Origin of the sequence: Methylobacterium sp. XJLW, from assembly GCF_003254375.1 — a bacterium.
GTDB lineage: Bacteria > Pseudomonadota > Alphaproteobacteria > Rhizobiales > Beijerinckiaceae > Methylobacterium > Methylobacterium fujisawaense.
Genome location: NZ_CP016429.1, coordinates 715,172 through 733,342, shown reverse-complemented (window position 1 = coordinate 733,342; position 18,171 = coordinate 715,172). Strand labels below are relative to the sequence as shown.

The window sequence follows — 18,171 nt, the reverse complement described above, 5'->3', positions numbered from 1 at the left end:
CGCGGCGCCTGTCACGCGCGCCCGTGCTCCCCGCGGACCGCCCGCAGCGCGCCGCGGCCGGCTCGTGCGGGCGCGATCTGGCGGCGCAGGACGCGCTCGTAGGCGTCGAAGATGACGCGCCACGTGAAGGCCTCGGCGTGCCGGCGACGGGAGGCGGCGCCCATGACGTCGAGGCGGCCCGGCCCGGCCCGCACCAGGCTCAGGATGCCCCGCCGCAACTCGGTCTCGTCGCCGAAATAGAGCGCCTGCGGCCCCGCCACCCACCGGTTGAATGGGTTGTCGTGGGCGAGGATCGGCGAGCCCGCCCCCAGGGCCTCGACCAGCGAGGGGTTCGTCCCGCCCACCGTGTGGCCGTGGATGTGGAAGCGGGCGTGAAAGCGGAGCGCGGCCACGCGCTCGGCCTCGTAGATCGCGCCGGCGAAGATCACGTCCGGTCCGCCCGCCGCCCGGACGGCGCGGTGATACGGGTCGGACTCCGCGAGCTTGCCCAGCACGAGCAGCGGCAGGCCCGGGCGCACCTCGCTCCAGGCCCGGACGACCTGGAGCACGAGGTTCTCCGGCACCACCCGGGCGATCAGCAGTCCGTAATCGCGGGGGCGCAGGCCGAACTTCGCCAGCGGCTCGGTCGAGGCTTCCAGAACCGGGTCGGCGCCATACGCGATGGTGGTGATCCGGGCGGCCGAGGTCCCGCGGGCGAGGTGCGTGGCGATCTCCGGGTGGTCCGCCACGAGGTGCGTCGAGAACAGGCTGCCGAGGCGCTCGTTCAGCCAGAACCAGGCCTTGGCGGGCTTCGACCAGCGGTCGCGCTTCCACTCGATGCCGTCCATGTTCATGACGCTGCGCTTGGCCGTCAGCCGGTAGAGCAGCGAGAACGCCGCGGTGTTGTAGCCGAGCACGAGGGGCAGGGCGGGCCGGAAGGCCGCCCGCAGGGTGCATTTCAGGTCGAACACGATCGTCGAGACGGCACCGTCGCCCCGGACCGCGACCGGGATCAGCAGGATCCCACGCCACACCGTTGGCGGGGCCGGCTCGCGCACCTGGCAGTAGACCTCGACCCGCCAGCCCCGGGCCACGAGTTCGAGCGCGAGCCGCTCCGCCAGGGTCTCGAACCCCCCATGCGCCGCCGGCACCCCGCGTGTGCCGAGGATCGCCACCGCCGGGCGCCCGCCCGGCTCCCCCGCCTTCACATGCGCCGTGGGCGCGACACGTTCAGAGGAGTCTGAGGCATGGTCACGGTCGAACAGCGTCTGTTCCGGGAGATGGGAGCCGGAGGCTACTCCCGGCACGACCACCGGATGGAGTACATCGTGCGGGTCAACGCGCTGCTCCGCCCGGACATGCGGGTGATGGAGTTCGGCGCGGGACGCGGCAAGTGGAGCGATGATCCGGTCCCATTGCGCCGACACCTCGGCGACTTCCGCGGGCGCTGCGCCCACGTGGTCGCCTGCGACGTCGACGAGGCGGTTCTCGGCAACAAGTCGGCCGACGAGGTCCGGCTGATCGGGCACGACGGGATGCTGCCATTCCCGGACGGGAGCTTCGACCTGATCTCGGCCTTCTCGGTCCTCGAACACATCGAGCATCCCGAGCCCACCGCGGCGGAACTCGGCCGGGTTCTCGCCCCGGGCGGCTGGCTCTGCGCCTGGACGCCCAACCGCTGGGGCTATGTCGGGATCGGGGCACGGCTCATCCCGAAGCGGCTGCACGCCCGGGTGCTGCGCCTCGTCGAGCCCCGGCGGGTCGAGATCGACTCGTTCGTGCCGCTCTACACGATGAACACGGAGGCGGCGCGGAAGCGGCTTTTCCCAACTGATCGGTTCGAGCACTTCACCTACAGTTTCGACGGGCAGCCGTTCTATCATGGCGAGAACATCGTCCTGGGCAAGTTCTGGGAGCTGCTGTTCCGGCTCACGCCGGGCCCGTTCAAGGGCTACCACATGGTGTTCATTCGTAAACGACCGTGAGGGACGGTCCGGTCAGAGGCGAAGACTGCGCAGATGGCTGGCAAATCTGCGCATGTCCTCGGCCTTGCGGGCGAGGTCCGGCTGCCCGCGCAGCCGGGCCGCGAATCCGTAGGCCAGGGCGCGCAGGGTGAAGCCGAGCCGCAGCGGGGCCGAGAAGAAGGCCGGCGACGAGAGGCGCCGGCCGGCGTTGCGCAGGCTGTAGATGGTCGCCAGCCCGTCGAGCCAGCGGGGCGAGCGGGTACCTCCCGAGCCCCCTTGGAGATGGAGAACGGCAATCCCCGGAAGGTAGGCGACGCGCCAGCCGGCATCGCGCAGGCGGCATCCCCAATCCACGTCCTCGCCGTAGAGGAACATCGGGCTGTGCAGACCGCCGATGGCGGCGATCGCCGACCGGCGCAGGAGCAGGCAGGCGCCGCAGATCCAGTCCACGTCGAGGGCTCCGGTGCCGCGGGCCTGCCGGCTGGCGAGATAGAGGCCACGCCGGCCGAGGCGGCCCGACAGGCCGGCGGCGTGCACCAGGATCGAGAGCGGGCGCGGCTCGTAGCCGGCATCGCCGACCTGATGCGTCCCGTCCGGAAAGGTCAGCCGCGGGCCGACGGCGCCGACGTCCGGATGCGCGTCGAGATGGGCCAGGAGACCGGTCAGGGCCTCCGGGTCGCGCAGGAACGCGTCGGGGTTGAGGAGCAGGATCGCCTCGCCGCGCGCGTGCTCCAGGGCGACGGCGTTGCCGCCCGCGAAGCCGTGGTTGGTGCGCTCGGCGATCACCCGCACCCAGGGGAAAGCCTTCGCGACGCGCTCCGGCGTGCCGTCGGTCGAGGCGTTGTCGACGAGGATCACCTCGTAGGGGCGGTCGATCCGGCTCGAGGCCAGCAGTTCCAGGCAGGTCGCGATGTCCCGACCGGCGTTGTAGGTGACGATCAGGACGCTGAGGCTGACGGCGCTCATGATCGGTCTCCACGTGTGAAGGGGGTATGGCCGGTCCTGGACGCGGGCGCTCCCGGGGCGCTGGCGAGGGGGGACGCGGTTCCTTTCCGTTGGGCGGGGAGGGCGCGTGTCGCGCCTCTCGGTTCCATCGGCCCGACCGGCCGGCGCGCCTGAACGGCCCTTTGCCGCTGGGCGGCACGCACCCCGGCGATCAGTCCGAGGCCGGTGTAGAGCAGCTCGGCGATGCCGAGATTCAGGCGGAAGCCCGGATCGACCAGGCCGTGCAGCAGATGCGCGATCAGCCCCACCGCGCAGGCCGCCGCAATCGCCGCGAGGGGATCGCCCACCGGCGCGCGGCGGGCCGCGCGGAACCCCCGGGCGATGCCGATCCCGAAGACCAGCGCGAAGGCCGCGTAGCCGACGATCCCGACCTCGGTGAGGATCAGGATGTGCAGGTTGTGCACCACGTGGTTCGACCGGTCGAAGAGCCCGGCGAGCCGGGACAGGCCGGTCTTGTCGAGGACCGCGAACTGATTGCCGAAGTTGTTCAGGCCGACGCCGAAGACCGGAAACTGCTCGAAGAGGGCGAGGGCCGCCGCGTTCAGCGGGCCGCGCTGGGCGGCCGAGCCGCCATCGTCGGCGGTGAGCCGCTCCCAGATCAGCGGACCGGCATAGAGGGCCGCGACGCTGCCGACGATTGCCAGAAGACCGAAGACGATCAGACTCGCCCGGGAGAACAGACGGTCCCGATAAACCAGCAGGATCAGGAGCGCGGCGGAGACCGGGAAGGTGAGCCAGGATGCGCGCGACAGGGTCAGGACCACCCCGACCAGTGCCGACGCGGCGCCCGCTGCTCCGACGAGGCGCAGGATCAGCGGGCCGCGGGAGAGGGCCAGCGCCAGGGCGAGGGGCCAGACGAACTCGTAATAATAGCCCAGGATGTTCGGGTGGACCTTCAGGCCACCGGCGCGGCGTTGCGCCGAGAAGTTGATGTTCTCCTCGACGATCTGTTCCTCGCCCAGCACCGAGAGGCCGAGTTCCGAGCCCGAGACATATTGCAGCCCCGCCACCGCGGTCTGGACGAGGCAGAGGGCGCAGATCGCCAGCGCCAGGGTCCGGATGTCGGATTCCGACAGGTTCGAGACCGCGACCGAGACCAGGAGCAGGCCGACGAAGCGCCACGTGTCGAACCAGAGATAGGCCGGGTCGGTGGCGTTGGTGAGCGACAGCAGGCCCGCGATCAGGAAGCCGACCTGCGTCAGGACGAGGGGGCGGTCGAGCCGCAGGCCGGGCGCATTCTCCCAGAGGCCCGTGAGCTTGGCGGTGATCAGCGCCACGGCCACGAGAAGGGCGACGCTCACCGTCAGGCCGGCCCCGCCGCCGATGCTCGGCAGGTACTGCCCGACCGCCTCGAAATGCTGGAAGAAGCTCACGTCGAGCTTGACCGTCAGCCCGACCGCGAGGGCCACGAGGAGGACCGGCGTCAGGCGATAGAGCCGCCCGACGATCAGGGCGCCGACGCCGCCGAATGCCGCCGCCAACCCGACGACGGCGAACTTCAGGGGCGCCGCGCTCAGTGCGACCGCGCCAGCCGCCGCCGCGAACCCGATTCCCGCGATGGGCAGGGCCCGCAGCGTGCGAGTGTGCGCCGCGCTCACCCGAGCCACCGGTAGAGCCATTTCGGGATCGGTCTGCGGGTGCGATTGAGGACCACGCCCAGCGGGGCACCCCCGGCGGCCCTCAGGTCGGCCAGGGCCTGCTGCGCCACGGCTCGGCGGGTGCGCTCGGCGCCGATCACCACGATGAAGCCGTCCACGAAGGGTGAGAGCGCCGCGGCGTCGCCGATCTCGGTGATCGGCTCGCAATCCACGAGGGCGAGATCGAAGCGCTCGTCGACCAGCGCCAGGAAATCCTCGACGCGCCCGTCGTCCAAAGTCGCCTTCCGGATCGCCGCCGGGGTTCCCGCGGGCACGACGCTGAGGCCGTCGGCGACCGCGTGGACGCCGCGGCTCGGCGCTACCGCCCCGGCGACGATGTCGGCGAAGCCCGGCCGTCCGATCAGTCCGTAGGCCTCGGCGAGAGATGGCCGGGACCAGTTGGCTTCGATCAGCACGGCGCTGCGGCCGCGCCGGGCGTAGGCGCCGGCGAGCTCGCGGGCGAGCGTGCTCACGCCCTCGCCGGTCTGGACCGCGGTGATGCCGACCCGGCGCACGCGCGCCTCGTTCCGGGTGAGCTGGACGAGCGCCGGTTCGAGGATCGCCGGATCGATGCGGGGGGCGGCTGCGGCGGCGATCATCCGGCGGTTCCTGTCTGCAGCGGCACCGCGGCCAGAACGGGCACCCGCAGCGAGCGGGCGACCTCCGACGCGCTGCGGTAGGTCTGGGCCAGGATCTCCGCGAGGGCGACGTAGGCCAGCGCGGCGAGCAGACCGAGACCGGCCGCGAGGCCGAGGATCAGCGGCCGGTTCGGGCCGGAGGGCAGCCGCGGCGGCACGGCGCGCGCCACCAGGGCCGAGGACGTGACGGCCTGCGCGTCGAGGCCGGTGCCGGTCTTCAGCGCGTCGATCCGCTTCTGCGTCTCGGTGATCTCGTCGGTGAGCAGGCCCTTCTGCTGGGTCAGCCGGCCATAGGCCAGCGCCGCGTCGCTCTGGCCGATGGCGGCCTTGCGGCGCGTCTGCTCAATCGCCGTGATGCTCTGGATCTTCTCGGCCAGCACGGCGAGCTTCGCCGTGTCGGCGGCGAGGAGCGACTGATACTTCTGCCGCGCCAGGGCGGCGAGATCGCGGTCGAGGCTCACGTATTCGGGCGCGGTCGGCCGGAACCGGACCGCGAGTTCGGCACGCTTCGTCTTCAGGTCCGCCCAGCGCTGGTCGAAAGCGGTGACCGTCGGGTCGGCGTCGGGGGGCGTCGGCTGCCAGCGGTCGGGTCCGGCCTCGCGGGTGCGCTTGAGACGGGTCTCGACCACCTCGCGCTCGATCTGCGCCGCCGATTTCTGCTTGGCGAGATCGGCCAGCGTGCCGAGGTCGTTCTGCTGCTCGATCTCGAAGCTCGCGGTGTTGTTGCCCTTGAGGTAGGTCGCGAGCTGCGCGTCGATGGCGGCGAGGTCGGCCCGGGCGCGTTCCAGCTTGCTCTGGTAGAACGAGGCCGGCGTCTCGTCGGCGTAGACCTCCACGTGCCGGCGCTTGTAGGCGTCGAGCAGCCGGTTGAGCGCCTGCGCGGCGAAGTGCGGATCCGTCCAGGTGAAGCCGGTCACGATCACGTCCGTCTCCTTGACGAACGCCACCTTGAAGGACGCGAGATAGGCCTCGTAGAGCTTCTCGTCCGGCGTGAGGTGTCGCAGCAGGCCCACCGCCTCGAAGGGCACCCGCACCGTCTCGACGATCCAGGTCTTGACCGCCTTGGCGCTGCGCAGGACCTGGCGCCCCTGGTAGATGAACCAGTCGATCCAGTCCGCGGGGGGCGGGCCGGGATCGCCGGTGGGCGTCATCTGCTTCAGCGCCGCGAACTCGTCGCGCACGATGCTGGGGTCGCGCAGGATCTCGATCTCGTTGTTCACGTTCTGCGCGCGCTCGGAGAACATGTAGTTCTGGTTGGCGCCGCCCTGGAGCGGGGCGCCCGCCTTCTCGCGCCCGAGACGGATGATCAGCTTGGCGTCCGCCGTGTATTCGGCCGGGGTCAGCAGGAGGTAGATCCCGGCGCCGACGATGGCCGCGACCAGGATCAGCAGGGCCGGCCGGATGTGCCGGAACAGGGCCGCGAGGGCGTCGCGAAGGTCGAAGGCCGGGCCTTCGCCCGCGTCGGCGGCGGTCAGGTCGGTCTGGCTCACGTGCCGGACCTCACGGTGGCGGTGTTGGAGGTGCTGGCGGACGGCCCGGTGATGTAGTTCACGCCGAAGCCGGTCCCGTTGAAGAGCAGGATCTGGCGCACCACGAGATCCACCGCGCGGGCGGTCTTCGCGAGCAGCGACGGCGGCACGTAGACGGTGGCGTTGGGCGGCACGACGATCGAGTCCGCGAGCCCCGGCTGGCTGATATCAACGATGCGGACGCTGCCGGCCGCCTCCGCGTCGAAGCGGATGATGCGCACGGCCTCGCCGGCGGCCGTCGGCAGGACGCCGCCGGCCGAGCCCAGGACCTGAGCCAGGGTCCGCGGCCCCTGAAGGCTCACCGGGCCCGGGGCGCGCACCTCGCCGAACACCATGGTGTTGGCCGGGACGAGGCTCGCGAGCCGCACGCTGGTCGTGACCGAGGCGAGCTGGTGCTTGTAGGCGGCGTTCAGGCTGCCGGCGACCTCATGCACGGTCCGGCCCGCCGCCTGGACGGCTGGCACCATCGGCAGGTTGATCTTGCCGTCCGGCTCGATCGCCAGGACCTTCACGCGGCCCATATCGGCCCGCTGGGTGAGGTCGCGGAAATCGTCCGTCACGGTGCGGAACCGGCGCAGCATCACCGTGACGACGGGGTCGATCAGCACGTCGTCGTAGGTGCTTTTGATCAGCGCGGCCGCGGCTTCCGGCGACAGCCCCGCGACCTTGATGCCGTTCTTGCCGGGCAGCGAGATCCGGCCGTCCGGCCGGACGATCACGGTCCGGTTGTACTCCGGATGGGTGCGGAAATCGACGTCGAACTCATCGTTCGGATTCAGCCGGTAGGTCGGCTGGACGACGCTGGAATCGATCAGGAACGAGACTTCGACATTGTCGCCGACATTGAGCCGGTAGTTCGCCAGCCCGAGGCGCATGGTGCGTCCGACCTCCTCCTGCGCCGCGGCGACCAACGCGGGCGGCAGGCCCTCCGAGATGGTGCCGGTTTGGGTGACATCGGTTCCCGCGCGCGTCGCGCTCTGCGGACGGCTCGACATGCAGCCCGCGAGCAGCGGGGCGCAGCCGAGCAGCGCAACGGCGACCCCCAGGACGCCGGCCGGGCGACCGGCGTGCCGGGACGGCGCGCCGCGGAATCCAGACAGGGAAAACGCCATCGACCTCAGCCGCATCCTGCTCGACTGCGCTCGCTCGAAGACAACCCATGATCGAGCCGCGCACCGCGATACAATCGCAAAGCTTGGTTAACGAGGCTTGAACCCGGCTTTTCCCAATTCTATCAGAGGTTGTAAATCGCAAGCCGTGGCAAACTGCGGAGGCGGACTCCCGCCCGTGTGGGAAGTCGGGCTCGCCTGCGGGCGCGACCTTCGAGATAGCGCGAAATGAAAAGGCCCGACGTTCGAGCCGCTGGACGAGGCGGCCCCGTCGAGATCCCGACACCTCAGACTTCGGTACTCTCGATCGAAAGCTGTATACATCCGGACGCTTGCTCGGATTTAACGACGTGATTTATAGTTCGCTGGTGAAAGCCGGTCCGAGCTGCGGGTCGAAACTCTGCGGCGCGGTGCCGGACGGCATTGTTCGTTGCGAGGAGGGCGTGCCGCATGGCGGGCGTGAGGCCGGATCTCTTCGCTCGCCTGCGCGACGATCTTGAGACAGGGTTCCGGGAAGATCTCGAGGAGGCGGTCATCGATCCTGCGCGCTGGCCTGATCTGGCCGAGCGCACCGTGCGGGCGTCCGGCAGCGAGGGAGCACTGCTCCTCCGGTCCGATCGAAGAAGCCTTGAATCGCTCTGCACCGCCTCGCTCGCCGACGCATCGCGCCGCTACTTCGACGAAGGCTGGCACCGCGACGACCACCGCCTGCGCGGAATTCCGTTCATGCGGACGCGCGGGATCGCGGTCGATCAGGACTTCACCACCCCTGAGGAAGTCGCACGCCTGCCCTTCTACCAGGATCTGCTCGCCTCCCGCGGCCTGCGCTGGTTCGCCGGCATCGGCTTCGCAGTAAAGGGCCGTCTCTGGTGCCTGTCCCTGCAGCGGACGGTGGAGCAGGGGCCGTACGAGGCACACGAGCAACGGCGCCTCGCCACCCTGTCGCCGCTTCTGCAGCGCGCGGCTCTGCTGACGTCGATGGTGGAGCAGGCCCGCCTGGCGGGGCTGACGCAGGCCTTCGAGCTGATCGACCGGCCCGCCCTGATCCTCGATTTCGAGGGGCGCGCGCTCCGCTGGAACGACGCCTTCGGCGCGCTCCTCGGTCGCGACCTGAAGCTCACGGGCGGTCGCCTCACTGCGGACAATCCGGAGGCAACCCGGCAGCTGGAAGCCCTGGCGCGGCCCTTCGGCCGCCCGCCCATCTCCTCCGTGGTGGTGCCGCGACAGGACGCGCCGCCCATCGTGATCCACGTCGTGCCGTTGGTCGGACCGACCCGCGGCCTGTTCGGGGGAGCGAGCACGCTCCTCCTCTGCAGCGTTCCCGGGACCATGACGGTGCCGACCTCCACCATTCTCCAGGCGGTCTATCGGCTGACTCCCGCGGAGGCACGTCTCGCCCTGGCCTTGTCGACTGGCACCTCGCTCGCGGAGAGCGCAGCGCGGTTTGCGATCACTGCGGCAACCGCCCGCTCGCAGCTGAAGGCGATTTTCGCCAAGACCGGCGCGACACGCCAGTCCGACCTCGTGCGACTGGTGGCGAGTCTCGCGCGCTGACCGCGCCCATCGCGGTGAACCGGAACAGGCGCGTCCCGGTCCCGGCCCTCGACGGAACGGGTTGGACCGCGCAGCCGTTTCCGGTCGACTGCAAGGAGACATGTCGATGACGAACCGGATCGCCTTCGCTTCTGCCCTGGCCATCGCGGCCCTGCTTACCGGCGCGCCGGCCGAGGCAAAGGGCTGCCTCAAGGGTGCCGTGGTCGGCGGCGTTGCCGGACATATGGCGGGCCACGGCAAGATGGGCGCTGCCGCTGGCTGCGCCATCGGTCACCACAACGCCAACAAGAAGGCCAAGCAGGGCTAGCCTGTCTGCACGCGATGCCGTCGTAGGCGACGGGATCGCGTAGCGACGACGCTGATTCGACAAGTGTCTATTGCCGAGGCCGGATTCTCCCTGAGAATCCGGCCTCTTCGCATTCTCGAACCTCACCCGGTCGCACAGAGTCGATGCCGTCTGCGCGGGCGTCCTCGGGGCCAGCCCAGATCCTGGCTGCAGCCACCGCGGGTACAGCGGGAATCTCGAAACACCGCCGCTCAGCCGTCGTCGCAGCGGCTGCCCCGTGCGCCTTCGGCCACCACCAGCTTGCGTGGCCCGACATAAGCTCCGCGCAAGCCTGCCCGTTGACCGCTCTTTCGAGCTATTCTAATTAAGAACTGGCGGGGGAACGATCCGGAAACGGTTCCACCGCCCCCCAGTCAGCCGATGGAGAGACCCGATGGCCGGTACCGCGAACGCCGCTTGCGAGAGCTGCCGCTTCTTCGACGATCACAAGCTCAACGGCGCCCAGGCAAAGGGTGACGAAGGCCTCTGCCGCTTCAATCCGCCGGTCAGCCAGCCCGCCCCGGAGTCGAAGGGCCTCTGGCCGGTCGTCGCCTCCAAAGACTGGTGCGGCCACTTCACTGCCGAGATGTCCGCCGCCGAGTAATCCACCGGCTCTCCGAGCCTGCGGGATCAGTCGCCAGGCGACCATCCCGCCGCAGCGTCACGGTTGCCCGCCTGCGGTGGCCGTGCCCGCCCGAGATAGCTCCGTGCCATTGCCGGTGGTTGGCGACTTCGCTTAACGGGCCGCCGTGACAGACGTGATACGTTCGACCACCGGGGCCGATCGTTCTGCCATCGCGGCGATCTACGGTGACGCCGTCACTGCGAGCACGGCCAGCGTCGAGAGGGAGCCGCCGACGCTCTCGGAAATGAGGCGCGGCTACGAAGTCCTGCGCGGAGGCGGCTATCCCGTGTCGTGGCCGATTGAGCCGACACGGTTGCGGGCTATGCCGATGCCGGTCCCTAGCGCCAGCGCGCCGCCTGCCGCTCGACCCGCGAGGATTTGATCCACGGCGCCCGGTCGGGCCGCGGCGGGCGCCGCCCGCTTGCGACCCCGGTCGCGGGTAGCGAGCAGATCGACCGCCGAACTCTGGTCGCCATCATCGCCGACAGCGGCTCTCCCGCCTCGACTGCATTGCATGAAAGCCTCGGCTTCACGCCTGTCGCATCCTTGCGGGCGTGGCGGCCGCAAGCCCGGGCGATGGCGCGCCGTGATGCTCATGCAGGGCGCGCTCTGACCCGACCGAAGCCTGCCGCCGACGCGGATCGGACCGCGAGCCCCCGTTTCGCAGGGCCGATTACGCCCCAACACTGCGGTTGGGTTGTCATGATGCGGACAACTTCGCGCGGGACAGGGCGGGCATGATGCGCACGTCGTCCGGTTCTCGGCTCGGCGCGGGCGCGATGGCGCGGGGAGAGCGGTCTTTCCGCGCGCGAAAGCGGTTTACGCGAGGGCGGGCGGTCAAGGCTCCATCACGACTCGCGAGGGATGGGAGTTCAGGTATGCGGTTTACATCGATCGGTCGCCGGGTTGCGCCGCTCGCAATCCTGGCGCTCTCGGCATTGGCGAGCACGGCCCAGGCCAAGACGCCCACTGATCCCAGCGGCACCTACCTGACCGAGGACGGCCGGGCGCGCGTGCGTCTCGAGAAGTGCGGGACCGCGGGCGACCGGCTCTGTGGCTACGTGGTTTGGCTGAAGGTTCCGCTCAACGACAAGGGCGAGCCGCGGATCGACTTCAAGAACCCCGATCCCAAGAAGCAGGCGCGGCCGTCGCTCGGTCACCAGCTGATCCTGGGCCTGAAGCCGAACGCGGACGCCCATTTCGAGGGCAAGATCTACAATTCCGAGGACGGCAAATCCTACGACGTCACCATCTGGACCGACACGCCCGGCGAGCTGACGGTGCGCGGCTGCCTGATCGCGTTCCTGTGCAAGTCGCAGACCTGGACCAAGGTCACCGATCTCGCGCCCGGTCAGCTCCCGGGCCCGACCAATGGTCCGAACGGTCCGCGCACCGATCCGGAGTACGCCAGCGCCGCCCCCAAGCCGACCGCCAAGGCCGGTGCCAAACCGGCCCAGAAGCCCGCCGCCACCGAGGCGCCCCCCGCGGAGTGAGGGGCACCGGCCTTCAGTCGGCCAGGGCCGCGTAGGTCAGGACGCGCAGTTCGCGCCGGATCGGCAGAGCCGAAGACGGCACGAGCTGCGTCATGAGCACCACCGACAGATCCTCGGCGGGATCGATCCAGAACGCCGTCGAGGCGAGGCCGCCCCAGGCGACCTCGCCGGGCGTGCCGAGGATCTGGGCGCGGGCCGGATCGAGCATCACCGAGAAGCCCAGACCGAAGCCGATGCCGGAGTATGAAGTCTCGGCGAAGCGCGGCGTGCCCATCGCGGCCAGATCGCCCGGCAGGTGGTTCGACAGCATCAACTCCACGGTCTTGCGGCCCAGGAGGCGCGTGCCGTCAAGGGTGCCGCGGTTGAGGATCATCCGGCAGAAGCGCTGGTAATCGGCGGCCGTGGAGACGAGGCCGCCGCCGCCCGACGCGATGGCGGGCGGCTTCGCGAAGGCCGTCTCCACGGAATCGTCGAACAGGCGCAGCTGCCTTGCGCGGTCATACGCGTAGGTGGCGCAGAAGCGCGGCATCAGCTCCGGCCGGACGAAAAAGTCGGTATCGATCATGCCCAGCGGCTCGATCACCGCCTCACGGAGATAGTCGGCGAACGGACGACCGCTCAGGGCGGCCACGAACTGGCCGAGCACGTCGGTGGCGACGCTGTAGTTCCAGGCGCTGCCCGGCTGGGCGAGGAGCGGCAGCTTCGCCACCCGGGCTGTCATCTCGGCGAGCGTGCCCTCGCGCGCCAGGTAGTCGACGCCGTGCTCGCGATACTGCGCATCGACGAGGGTCGCCTCCATGAAGCCGTAGGTCAGCCCGGCCGTGTGAGTCAGCAGGTCCCGCACGGTGATCGCCCGGCGGGCCGGCTCGGTCTCAAGCTTCGCCCGGTTGCCGCCCACGGCGACCCGCATCTCGGCGAATTCGGGCAGGACCCGGGAGATCGGATCGTCGAGCTGGAACAGGCCCTGCTCGTAGAGCTGCATCACCGCCACCGAGGTGAGCGGCTTGGTCATCGAGTAGATCCGCGTCACCGTATCGAGGGTGAAGGGCGTCGCCCGGGCGAGGTCGGCCTGACCGCAGGCGCGCGCGAAGGCGACACGGCCGCGCCGCGCCACGGTGACCGACAGGCCGGCGAGCCGGCCCTCGTCGACGAGGCGGTCCATCCATGGCGCGATCCGGGCGAGACCTTCCGGGCTGAACCCGGCGCCGGTCGGATCGGTCTCGGTCAGCGCGCTCATGCGGTCTCCTCGTCGTGACGGTCCGGAAGGTAGAAGGGGAGGGCTGGAAAATCACCAGCCCATCGTTCCGGGACCGCCCTTGAACGGTCCGACGATGCCGGGCGTGATCCAGCCGCCGTAGAAAGTTCCGGGCTGCGGCGTCGCCTGGGCCCCACCGACGAAGCAGGCATCCATCGGGCCGGCGTAGAACGCGACATAGCCGGCGATCGCGCGGAAATCCGGGGTCGGGTCCGGGTAGGCCCAGGCGGCCCCGGGGACGAGACGGTCGCCGCCCCGCACGTCGAACAGTACCGCCTGGCCCTTCCACTCGCAGATCCCGCCGCGCCGCGGATTCACGAGCGTTCCCTCCGCGATGTCGGCGGGCGGCAGGTAGTAGGTCGGCGGGTGCGAGGTCTCGAGCACCCGGAAGCCGGAGACGGTCTCGGCGATCGCACCGCCGCCCAGCACCACGCGCAGTCGCTCCCGGACGGGCTCCAGCCGCGGCGGCCGCGGATAGTCCCAGACGCTCTCCTCGCCGGGCCTGACCGGATCCGGAACGGGCCGGAAGGGCGATCCTCTCATGGGAAACCTCGTGACGTGCCTTTGGGGATACAGATAGGGCGGCGCGGCCGGCGTTTGTCGTCGGCCTCGCCCGTGCTAGCCCGTCGCCGACACTCGAGCCCGGGATCGCCCGCGATGGACATCGCCCTCTTCCTCGACTTCGACGGCACGCTCACCGAGATCGCGCCGCGGCCGGACGCCGTGCAGGTCGAGCCCGGGCTGGTGGAGGATCTGGAGCGGCTCCGGGCGCGCCTCGACGGGGCGCTGGCGATTGTGACCGGCCGGCCGGTGACGGTGATCGACGGCTTTCTGACGCCGTCCCGCCTGGACGCGGCCGGCCTTCACGGCGTCGAGCGCCGGGTCGGCGGTGCGATCACGGGGGGCCAGATGGAGGATCACCCGGATCTGCGCCGGCAGGTCGCGCGTCTCCAGGCCGAGACCGCGGCGCTGGCGCGGGTCCTGATCGAAGACAAGGGCGCGTCGGTGGCGGTGCATTGGCGCCTCGCGGATCCCGACGATGCCGCTCGGGCCGAAACGCTCGTGAAGGACGCGGCGGACGCGCTCGGCCTCGCGTACCGCCTGCAACTCGGCAAGGCGGTCGGCGAGATCGTCCCGGCGCAGGCGACGAAGGCGCACGCGATCCGCGCCTTCATGGCGGAGGCGCCCTATGCCGGCCGGACACCCGTCTTCTTCGGGGACGACCGCACCGACGAGATTGCCTTCGCGTCGATCAACGAGGATGGCGGCATCGCGGTACGCGTGGGCGAGGGCGAGACCGTCGCCCGCCGCCGCCTGCCCGACCCCGCCGCCGTCCGCGCGCTGCTGCGCGACTGGGCCGCCGGGGGGGCGATCGATCCCGACGCGCTTCCGCGGGCTTGAGCCGTCTCGCCAGTCGGCCCGCGGCCCGCGGCCCGGGCTGTCGTCCTGCGCGCCGATCATGGGGAGCCGCGATGTCGAATCGTTCCGTCGACGGCTGGCCGCGGATGCTGCTGCGGCTCGAGGGCGCCTGCATCCTGGCCGGCGCCGTGTCGGCCTACGGCTGGCTCGGGCAATCGTGGTGGATCTTCGCCGCGCTGCTGTTCGTCCCCGACGTGAGCATGCTGGGCTACGCGGCCGGCCCGGTGGCCGGTGCCGTGCTCTACAACCTTGCTCACTTCCTGGCCCTGCCGCTGGTCGGCCTGTGTCTGGCGGCTGGCCTCGGCCACTTCGATCTCGTGGGATTGGCCTTGATCTGGCTCGCTCATATCGGCCTCGATCGTGCGCTGGGCTATGGTCTCAAATACGCGAGCGGATTTGGCGATACGCATCTTGGCGTCATCGGCCGGCCGCGTGACACCACGATCGCGCCGCATTGAGAGGCGGCCGATGCCGAATGGGACTTGCCCGCGCCGGGGCGCGGGGCCGATGTAGCGCCGAAGCCGCGTCGGGTGCGGATCCCGTCGGCGGCGGGACAGGTAGCAGGGGCTTGTTGCGATGTTCGAGTTTCCGGTTCTGGTCGGCGACATCGGCGGCACGAACGCGCGGTTCGGCCTGATCGAGACGGCCGGCCAACAGCCCCGCCTGCTTTCCCACGAGGCCACCGCCGACCATCCCGATCCGTCGAGCGCCATCAGGGCGTCGCTGGCGAAGGGGGGCGGGCCTTCGCCGCGCTCGGCCATCCTGGCGATCGCCGGCCGGGTCGACGGGCCGGAGATCCAGCTGACGAACGCGCATTGGAAGATCGCCGGCCAGCGCATCGCGGCGGATTTCGATCTCTCCGCCGCGGTGGTGGTCAACGACTATGTCCCGGTGGCGGCCGGTGCCGCCGATATCGAGCCCCACGACCTCACGCCCGTGGGGCCCTGTCCGCCCGTGCCCGGCGGCGCGCGGGTTGTGCTAGGCCCCGGAACGGGCTTCGGCGCGGCGGCGCTGGTGCCCTACGCGGCGCATCTCGCCATCGTGTCCACCGAGGCCGGCCACACCGATCTCGGCCCGGTCGACGCGTTCGAGGAGAAGGTCTGGCGCGTCTTGGAGCGGGTCGAGGACCGCATCACCGTGGAGACGGTGCTGTCGGGTCCGGGGCTGTCGCGGCTGCACGCGGCGGTCGCCCATGTCCGGACCGGGCAGCCGCACGGGAAGATCGAGCCGGCCGCCGTCACCGAAGCGGGGCTCAACGCCACCGATCCGCATGCCGCCGAGACGCTCGAGCTTTTCGGCCGGGTGCTCGGCCGAGTCTGCGGGGATCTCGCGCTGACCTTTCTGGCGACCAGCGGCGTCTATATCGGCGGCGGCATCGCGCCCCGGATCCTCAAGGTGCTCGCGGAAAGCGGCTTCCGCGCCGCCTTCGAGAAGAAGGCACCCTTCGCCGCCATGATGCGCCAGATCCCGACCAGCGTGATCACCGTCCACGATCCGGCCTTCCGGGGTCTGGCGGCGCTGGCGAACGAGGGCGCCAAGTTCGTCTACCACGGGCAGGTCTGGCGCAAGCAGGCGTGACGGACGGGCGCGGTCGCCGCCAACGGGGCGAGGCGACCGGCGACGGCGCCCCGGTCGCGGCGGCACGGCCCGTGAGGGCCGGCGCTCAGGCCGCCGCCAGCGGCTTCGAGACCTCCTCCAGGGACTTGCCCTCCGCGGCCGTGCCCCAGATCCCGCCGACGATTGCCGCGATGAGCATCAGCACCGCGCCGAGGCCGTAGCCGAACAGGACCCAGTCCCGCGAGCCGGTCTCCACCAGGCTGCCGAACAGGAGCGGCCCCGACACGCCGCCGATGCCGGTGCCGACCGCGTAGAAGGCCGCGATGGCGAGCGCCCGGATTTCCAGCGGGAAGGTCTCGGAGACCGTGAGATAGGCCGAGCTCGCCGCCGCCGAGGCGAAGAAGAACACCACCATCCAGGCCCCGGTCTGGCCGACCGGCCCGAGCACGTCGAGGCGGAACAGCAGGCCGACGCCGGCCAGCAGCAGGGCCGAGATGCCGTAGGTGAAGGCGATCATCTTGCGCCGTCCGATCGTGTCGAACAGCCGCCCGAGCAGCAGCGGGCCCAGGAAGGAGCCGAGCGCGAAGGGCAGCAGGTACCAGCCGACGTGGTTGCCGGGCACCTGATAGAAGCGTTCCAGCACCAGCGCGTAGGTGAAGAACAGGGCGTTGTAGAAGAAGGCCTGGGCGATCATCAGCGCGAGGCCGACCATGGTCTCCTTGCGGCTCGTCACGAACAAAGCCTTGAACACCTCCGAAAGGGGGGTGTGGTCGCGGGTGCGGACCTTCATGCGCTTGCTTTCGTCCACCGGCGGCAGGGTCACGCCCTCGTCGGTGAAGCGCTTCTCGATGCCGGTGACCACCCGGTCGGCTTCCGCCGCGTAGCCGTGGGTCGCGAGCCAGCGCGGGCTCTCGGGGATCCAGGTGCGCAGGAGCAGGATCACGAGGCCGATGGCGCCGCCGGTGAAGAAGGCGACGCGCCAGCCCCAGGCCGGGTCGATCACCTCGGGCTTCAGGAGCACGATCGACATGAACGAGCCCAGCGCCGCGCCGATCCAGAACGAGCCGTTGATGACGAGGTTGGTCCAGCCGCGGACCCGGGCCGGGACAAGCTCCTGGATGGTCGAGTTGATCGCCGTGTACTCGCCGCCGATCCCGGCCCCCGTGAGGAAGCGGAAGAAGCAGAAGCTCCAGATGTTCCACGACAGGCCGGTGGCCGCCGTGGCGACGAGGTAGAGGGCCAGCGTGATGAAGAACAGCTTCTTGCGGCCGATCCGGTCCGTGAGCCAGCCGAAGCCGATGGCACCGGTCACGGCGCCCACGAGGTAGCAGGAGGCGGCCAGCCCGACGTCGAACTCGGAGAAGGACATCGGCGGCTGGCGCAGGGCGCCCACCAGGGAGCCGGCGAGGGTGACCTCGAGCCCGTCCAGCACCCAGGTGATGCCCAGGGCCACGATGACGAGCACGTGGAAGCGGCCCCAGGGCAGCCGGTCCAGACGCGCCGAGATGTCGGTATCGATCACGCGGCCGATCTCCGCGCGCTCCGGCGTCCCGGATCCCCCCTCGACCTTGCTCGCCATGTCCGCGTGTCCTCCCGTCTCAAGCGTTTACTGTGCCTGGACAGTGCGCATTTACCGCGACTGTAGGCAGGTGTTGGGAACGGGTTGGAAATCGATTCGGTTCGATTTCGTCTTCACATGCGCGGCGCAGAACAGGGAGGTCCACGCGGTGCCCTTCCCATGTCCTCCCGTCCTGCCCTTTCCCGCCGCCCCCGGGCTCGGCTCGTCCTGCTGACCGTCCTGACCCTCGCGGGGCTCGCCACCGTCCCCACCGAGGGGGCGGACCGGCATCTCGAACGGCCCAAGCCGCGCGTCGCCCTGCAGGCGGCCGAGCGCTGGCGGCTGCGGCCGACGGAGCCCGTGGTCACCGTGACCGGCAGCGTCCGCAGGCGGCCCGAGACCGCGATCCCCGAAGATCGTCGGAACGTCCGCCTCGTCTACCCGGCGCTGGTCGAGGCGCGCTGACCGCGCCTGCAATCGATCTCTCGCCCACTCCATCTCGACGATCCGGATCCCGTCAGGCA

At 70.5% G+C, this 18,171-nt stretch carries 18 protein-coding genes; 9 read left to right on the top strand and 9 right to left on the bottom strand.

The genetic code is table 11. The annotated features are described in order from the left end of the window. Nucleotides 1–11 precede the first annotated feature (11 nt). Complete coding sequence (locus A3862_RS03330; RefSeq protein ID WP_043387006.1) at nucleotides 12–1,154, bottom strand: DUF1972 domain-containing protein; 1,143 nt, start codon at nucleotides 1,152–1,154, stop codon at nucleotides 12–14. 72 nt (nucleotides 1,155–1,226) lie between these two features. On the opposite strand from A3862_RS03330, the gene A3862_RS03325 reads away from it, so the two are divergent. Then, entirely contained in the window at nucleotides 1,227–1,964 is a 738-nt protein-coding gene (locus A3862_RS03325; RefSeq protein ID WP_043354823.1) for a class I SAM-dependent methyltransferase, read from the top strand. Between the two features lie 12 nt (nucleotides 1,965–1,976). On the opposite strand, the gene A3862_RS03320 is transcribed toward A3862_RS03325, so the two are convergent. Genes A3862_RS03320 through A3862_RS03300 form a run of 5 tightly spaced genes read right to left on the bottom strand, consistent with a single transcriptional unit; the run spans nucleotide 1,977 to nucleotide 7,864 of the window. Then, nucleotides 1,977–2,909 carry a glycosyltransferase family 2 protein gene (locus A3862_RS03320; protein ID WP_043354821.1) on the bottom strand — a complete coding sequence of 311 codons (933 nt, stop codon included), beginning with the start codon at nucleotides 2,907–2,909 and terminating at the stop codon, nucleotides 1,977–1,979. Then, on the bottom strand, nucleotides 2,906–4,546 hold the full coding sequence (locus A3862_RS03315) for an O-antigen ligase family protein (protein WP_236961719.1): 1,641 nt from the start codon (nucleotides 4,544–4,546) through the stop codon (nucleotides 2,906–2,908). Before A3862_RS03315 ends, A3862_RS03320 begins: the two co-directional genes overlap by 4 nt. After that, complete coding sequence (locus tag A3862_RS03310) at nucleotides 4,543–5,184, bottom strand: CpsD/CapB family tyrosine-protein kinase (RefSeq protein ID WP_053610503.1); 642 nt, start codon at nucleotides 5,182–5,184, stop codon at nucleotides 4,543–4,545. The genes A3862_RS03315 and A3862_RS03310 overlap by 4 nt, the downstream gene beginning before the upstream one ends. Beyond that, on the bottom strand, nucleotides 5,181–6,713 hold the full coding sequence (locus tag A3862_RS03305) for a GumC family protein (RefSeq protein WP_043760397.1): 1,533 nt from the start codon (nucleotides 6,711–6,713) through the stop codon (nucleotides 5,181–5,183). The genes A3862_RS03310 and A3862_RS03305 overlap by 4 nt, the downstream gene beginning before the upstream one ends. Beyond that, nucleotides 6,710–7,864, bottom strand: coding sequence for a polysaccharide biosynthesis/export family protein (locus A3862_RS03300; RefSeq protein ID WP_043760400.1), 1,155 nt, complete (start codon nucleotides 7,862–7,864; stop codon nucleotides 6,710–6,712). Before A3862_RS03300 ends, A3862_RS03305 begins: the two co-directional genes overlap by 4 nt. Before the next feature lie 447 nt (nucleotides 7,865–8,311). Here A3862_RS03300 and A3862_RS03295 point away from each other — a divergent pair, with 447 nt between their 5' ends. From A3862_RS03295 to A3862_RS03275, 4 genes are all read left to right on the top strand, one after another. After that, nucleotides 8,312–9,415 carry a helix-turn-helix transcriptional regulator gene (locus A3862_RS03295; protein WP_043760402.1) on the top strand — a complete coding sequence of 368 codons (1,104 nt, stop codon included), beginning with the start codon at nucleotides 8,312–8,314 and terminating at the stop codon, nucleotides 9,413–9,415. Nucleotides 9,416–9,521: 106 nt separating this feature from the next. Continuing rightward, nucleotides 9,522–9,722 carry a glycine zipper 2TM domain containing protein gene (locus tag A3862_RS03290; RefSeq protein ID WP_043349362.1) on the top strand — a complete coding sequence of 67 codons (201 nt, stop codon included), beginning with the start codon at nucleotides 9,522–9,524 and terminating at the stop codon, nucleotides 9,720–9,722. A 412-nt stretch (nucleotides 9,723–10,134) separates the two neighbouring features. Beyond that, a complete protein-coding gene (locus A3862_RS03285; RefSeq protein ID WP_043386991.1) occupies nucleotides 10,135–10,344 on the top strand; it encodes a hypothetical protein in 210 nt (69 codons plus the stop codon). 899 nt (nucleotides 10,345–11,243) lie between these two features. Continuing rightward, complete coding sequence (locus A3862_RS03275) at nucleotides 11,244–11,858, top strand: DUF2147 domain-containing protein (protein ID WP_043349347.1); 615 nt, start codon at nucleotides 11,244–11,246, stop codon at nucleotides 11,856–11,858. A gap of 13 nt (nucleotides 11,859–11,871) precedes the next feature. On the opposite strand, the gene A3862_RS03270 is transcribed toward A3862_RS03275, so the two are convergent. Together A3862_RS03270 and A3862_RS03265 are read right to left on the bottom strand one after the other, a co-directional pair. Then, nucleotides 11,872–13,095, bottom strand: coding sequence for a serine hydrolase domain-containing protein (locus A3862_RS03270; RefSeq protein WP_043760403.1), 1,224 nt, complete (start codon nucleotides 13,093–13,095; stop codon nucleotides 11,872–11,874). Between the two features lie 51 nt (nucleotides 13,096–13,146). Next, nucleotides 13,147–13,656 carry a DUF427 domain-containing protein gene (locus A3862_RS03265; protein WP_043760405.1) on the bottom strand — a complete coding sequence of 170 codons (510 nt, stop codon included), beginning with the start codon at nucleotides 13,654–13,656 and terminating at the stop codon, nucleotides 13,147–13,149. 114 nt (nucleotides 13,657–13,770) lie between these two features. Between A3862_RS03265 and otsB the strand changes: the two genes are divergently transcribed. From otsB to A3862_RS03250, 3 genes are all read left to right on the top strand, one after another. Continuing rightward, nucleotides 13,771–14,514 (top strand): trehalose-phosphatase, encoded by a 744-nt coding sequence (gene otsB / locus A3862_RS03260; RefSeq protein WP_043349341.1) that lies wholly within the window; start codon nucleotides 13,771–13,773, stop codon nucleotides 14,512–14,514. 71 nt (nucleotides 14,515–14,585) lie between these two features. Beyond that, nucleotides 14,586–14,990, top strand: coding sequence for a DUF4260 domain-containing protein (locus A3862_RS03255; protein ID WP_043760408.1), 405 nt, complete (start codon nucleotides 14,586–14,588; stop codon nucleotides 14,988–14,990). Between the two features lie 118 nt (nucleotides 14,991–15,108). After that, nucleotides 15,109–16,110 carry a glucokinase gene (locus tag A3862_RS03250; RefSeq protein WP_043349337.1) on the top strand — a complete coding sequence of 334 codons (1,002 nt, stop codon included), beginning with the start codon at nucleotides 15,109–15,111 and terminating at the stop codon, nucleotides 16,108–16,110. Between the two features lie 85 nt (nucleotides 16,111–16,195). Here the strand turns inward: A3862_RS03250 and A3862_RS03245 are convergent, their stop codons facing one another. Then, nucleotides 16,196–17,668, bottom strand: a complete 1,473-nt coding sequence (locus tag A3862_RS03245; protein ID WP_043349334.1) for an MFS transporter — start codon at nucleotides 17,666–17,668, stop codon at nucleotides 16,196–16,198. 159 nt (nucleotides 17,669–17,827) lie between these two features. On the opposite strand from A3862_RS03245, the gene A3862_RS03240 reads away from it, so the two are divergent. Beyond that, nucleotides 17,828–18,112: a hypothetical protein gene (locus A3862_RS03240; protein ID WP_236961717.1), complete on the top strand. Its 285-nt coding sequence runs from the start codon at nucleotides 17,828–17,830 to the stop codon at nucleotides 18,110–18,112. The last annotated feature ends 59 nt before the right edge of the window (nucleotides 18,113–18,171 follow it).

Excerpts from the sequence above, each read along its gene's own strand:
- A3862_RS03325 (WP_043354823.1), top strand. The coding sequence starts at position 1,227 with ATGGTCACGGTCGAACAGCGTCTGTTCCGGGAGATGGGAGCCGGAGGC.
- A3862_RS03320 (WP_043354821.1), bottom strand. The coding sequence starts at position 2,909 with ATGAGCGCCGTCAGCCTCAGCGTCCTGATCGTCACCTACAACGCCGGT.
- A3862_RS03310 (WP_053610503.1), bottom strand. The coding sequence starts at position 5,184 with ATGATCGCCGCCGCAGCCGCCCCCCGCATCGATCCGGCGATCCTCGAA.
- A3862_RS03300 (WP_043760400.1), bottom strand. The coding sequence starts at position 7,864 with ATGGCGTTTTCCCTGTCTGGATTCCGCGGCGCGCCGTCCCGGCACGCC.
- A3862_RS03295 (WP_043760402.1), top strand. The coding sequence starts at position 8,312 with ATGGCGGGCGTGAGGCCGGATCTCTTCGCTCGCCTGCGCGACGATCTT.
- A3862_RS03290 (WP_043349362.1), top strand. The coding sequence starts at position 9,522 with ATGACGAACCGGATCGCCTTCGCTTCTGCCCTGGCCATCGCGGCCCTG.
- A3862_RS03285 (WP_043386991.1), top strand. The coding sequence starts at position 10,135 with ATGGCCGGTACCGCGAACGCCGCTTGCGAGAGCTGCCGCTTCTTCGAC.
- A3862_RS03275 (WP_043349347.1), top strand. The coding sequence starts at position 11,244 with ATGCGGTTTACATCGATCGGTCGCCGGGTTGCGCCGCTCGCAATCCTG.
- A3862_RS03270 (WP_043760403.1), bottom strand. The coding sequence starts at position 13,095 with ATGAGCGCGCTGACCGAGACCGATCCGACCGGCGCCGGGTTCAGCCCG.
- A3862_RS03265 (WP_043760405.1), bottom strand. The coding sequence starts at position 13,656 with ATGAGAGGATCGCCCTTCCGGCCCGTTCCGGATCCGGTCAGGCCCGGC.
- otsB (WP_043349341.1), top strand. The coding sequence starts at position 13,771 with ATGGACATCGCCCTCTTCCTCGACTTCGACGGCACGCTCACCGAGATC.
- A3862_RS03255 (WP_043760408.1), top strand. The coding sequence starts at position 14,586 with ATGTCGAATCGTTCCGTCGACGGCTGGCCGCGGATGCTGCTGCGGCTC.
- A3862_RS03250 (WP_043349337.1), top strand. The coding sequence starts at position 15,109 with ATGTTCGAGTTTCCGGTTCTGGTCGGCGACATCGGCGGCACGAACGCG.
- A3862_RS03245 (WP_043349334.1), bottom strand. The coding sequence starts at position 17,668 with ATGGCGAGCAAGGTCGAGGGGGGATCCGGGACGCCGGAGCGCGCGGAG.
- A3862_RS03240 (WP_236961717.1), top strand. The coding sequence starts at position 17,828 with ATGTCCTCCCGTCCTGCCCTTTCCCGCCGCCCCCGGGCTCGGCTCGTC.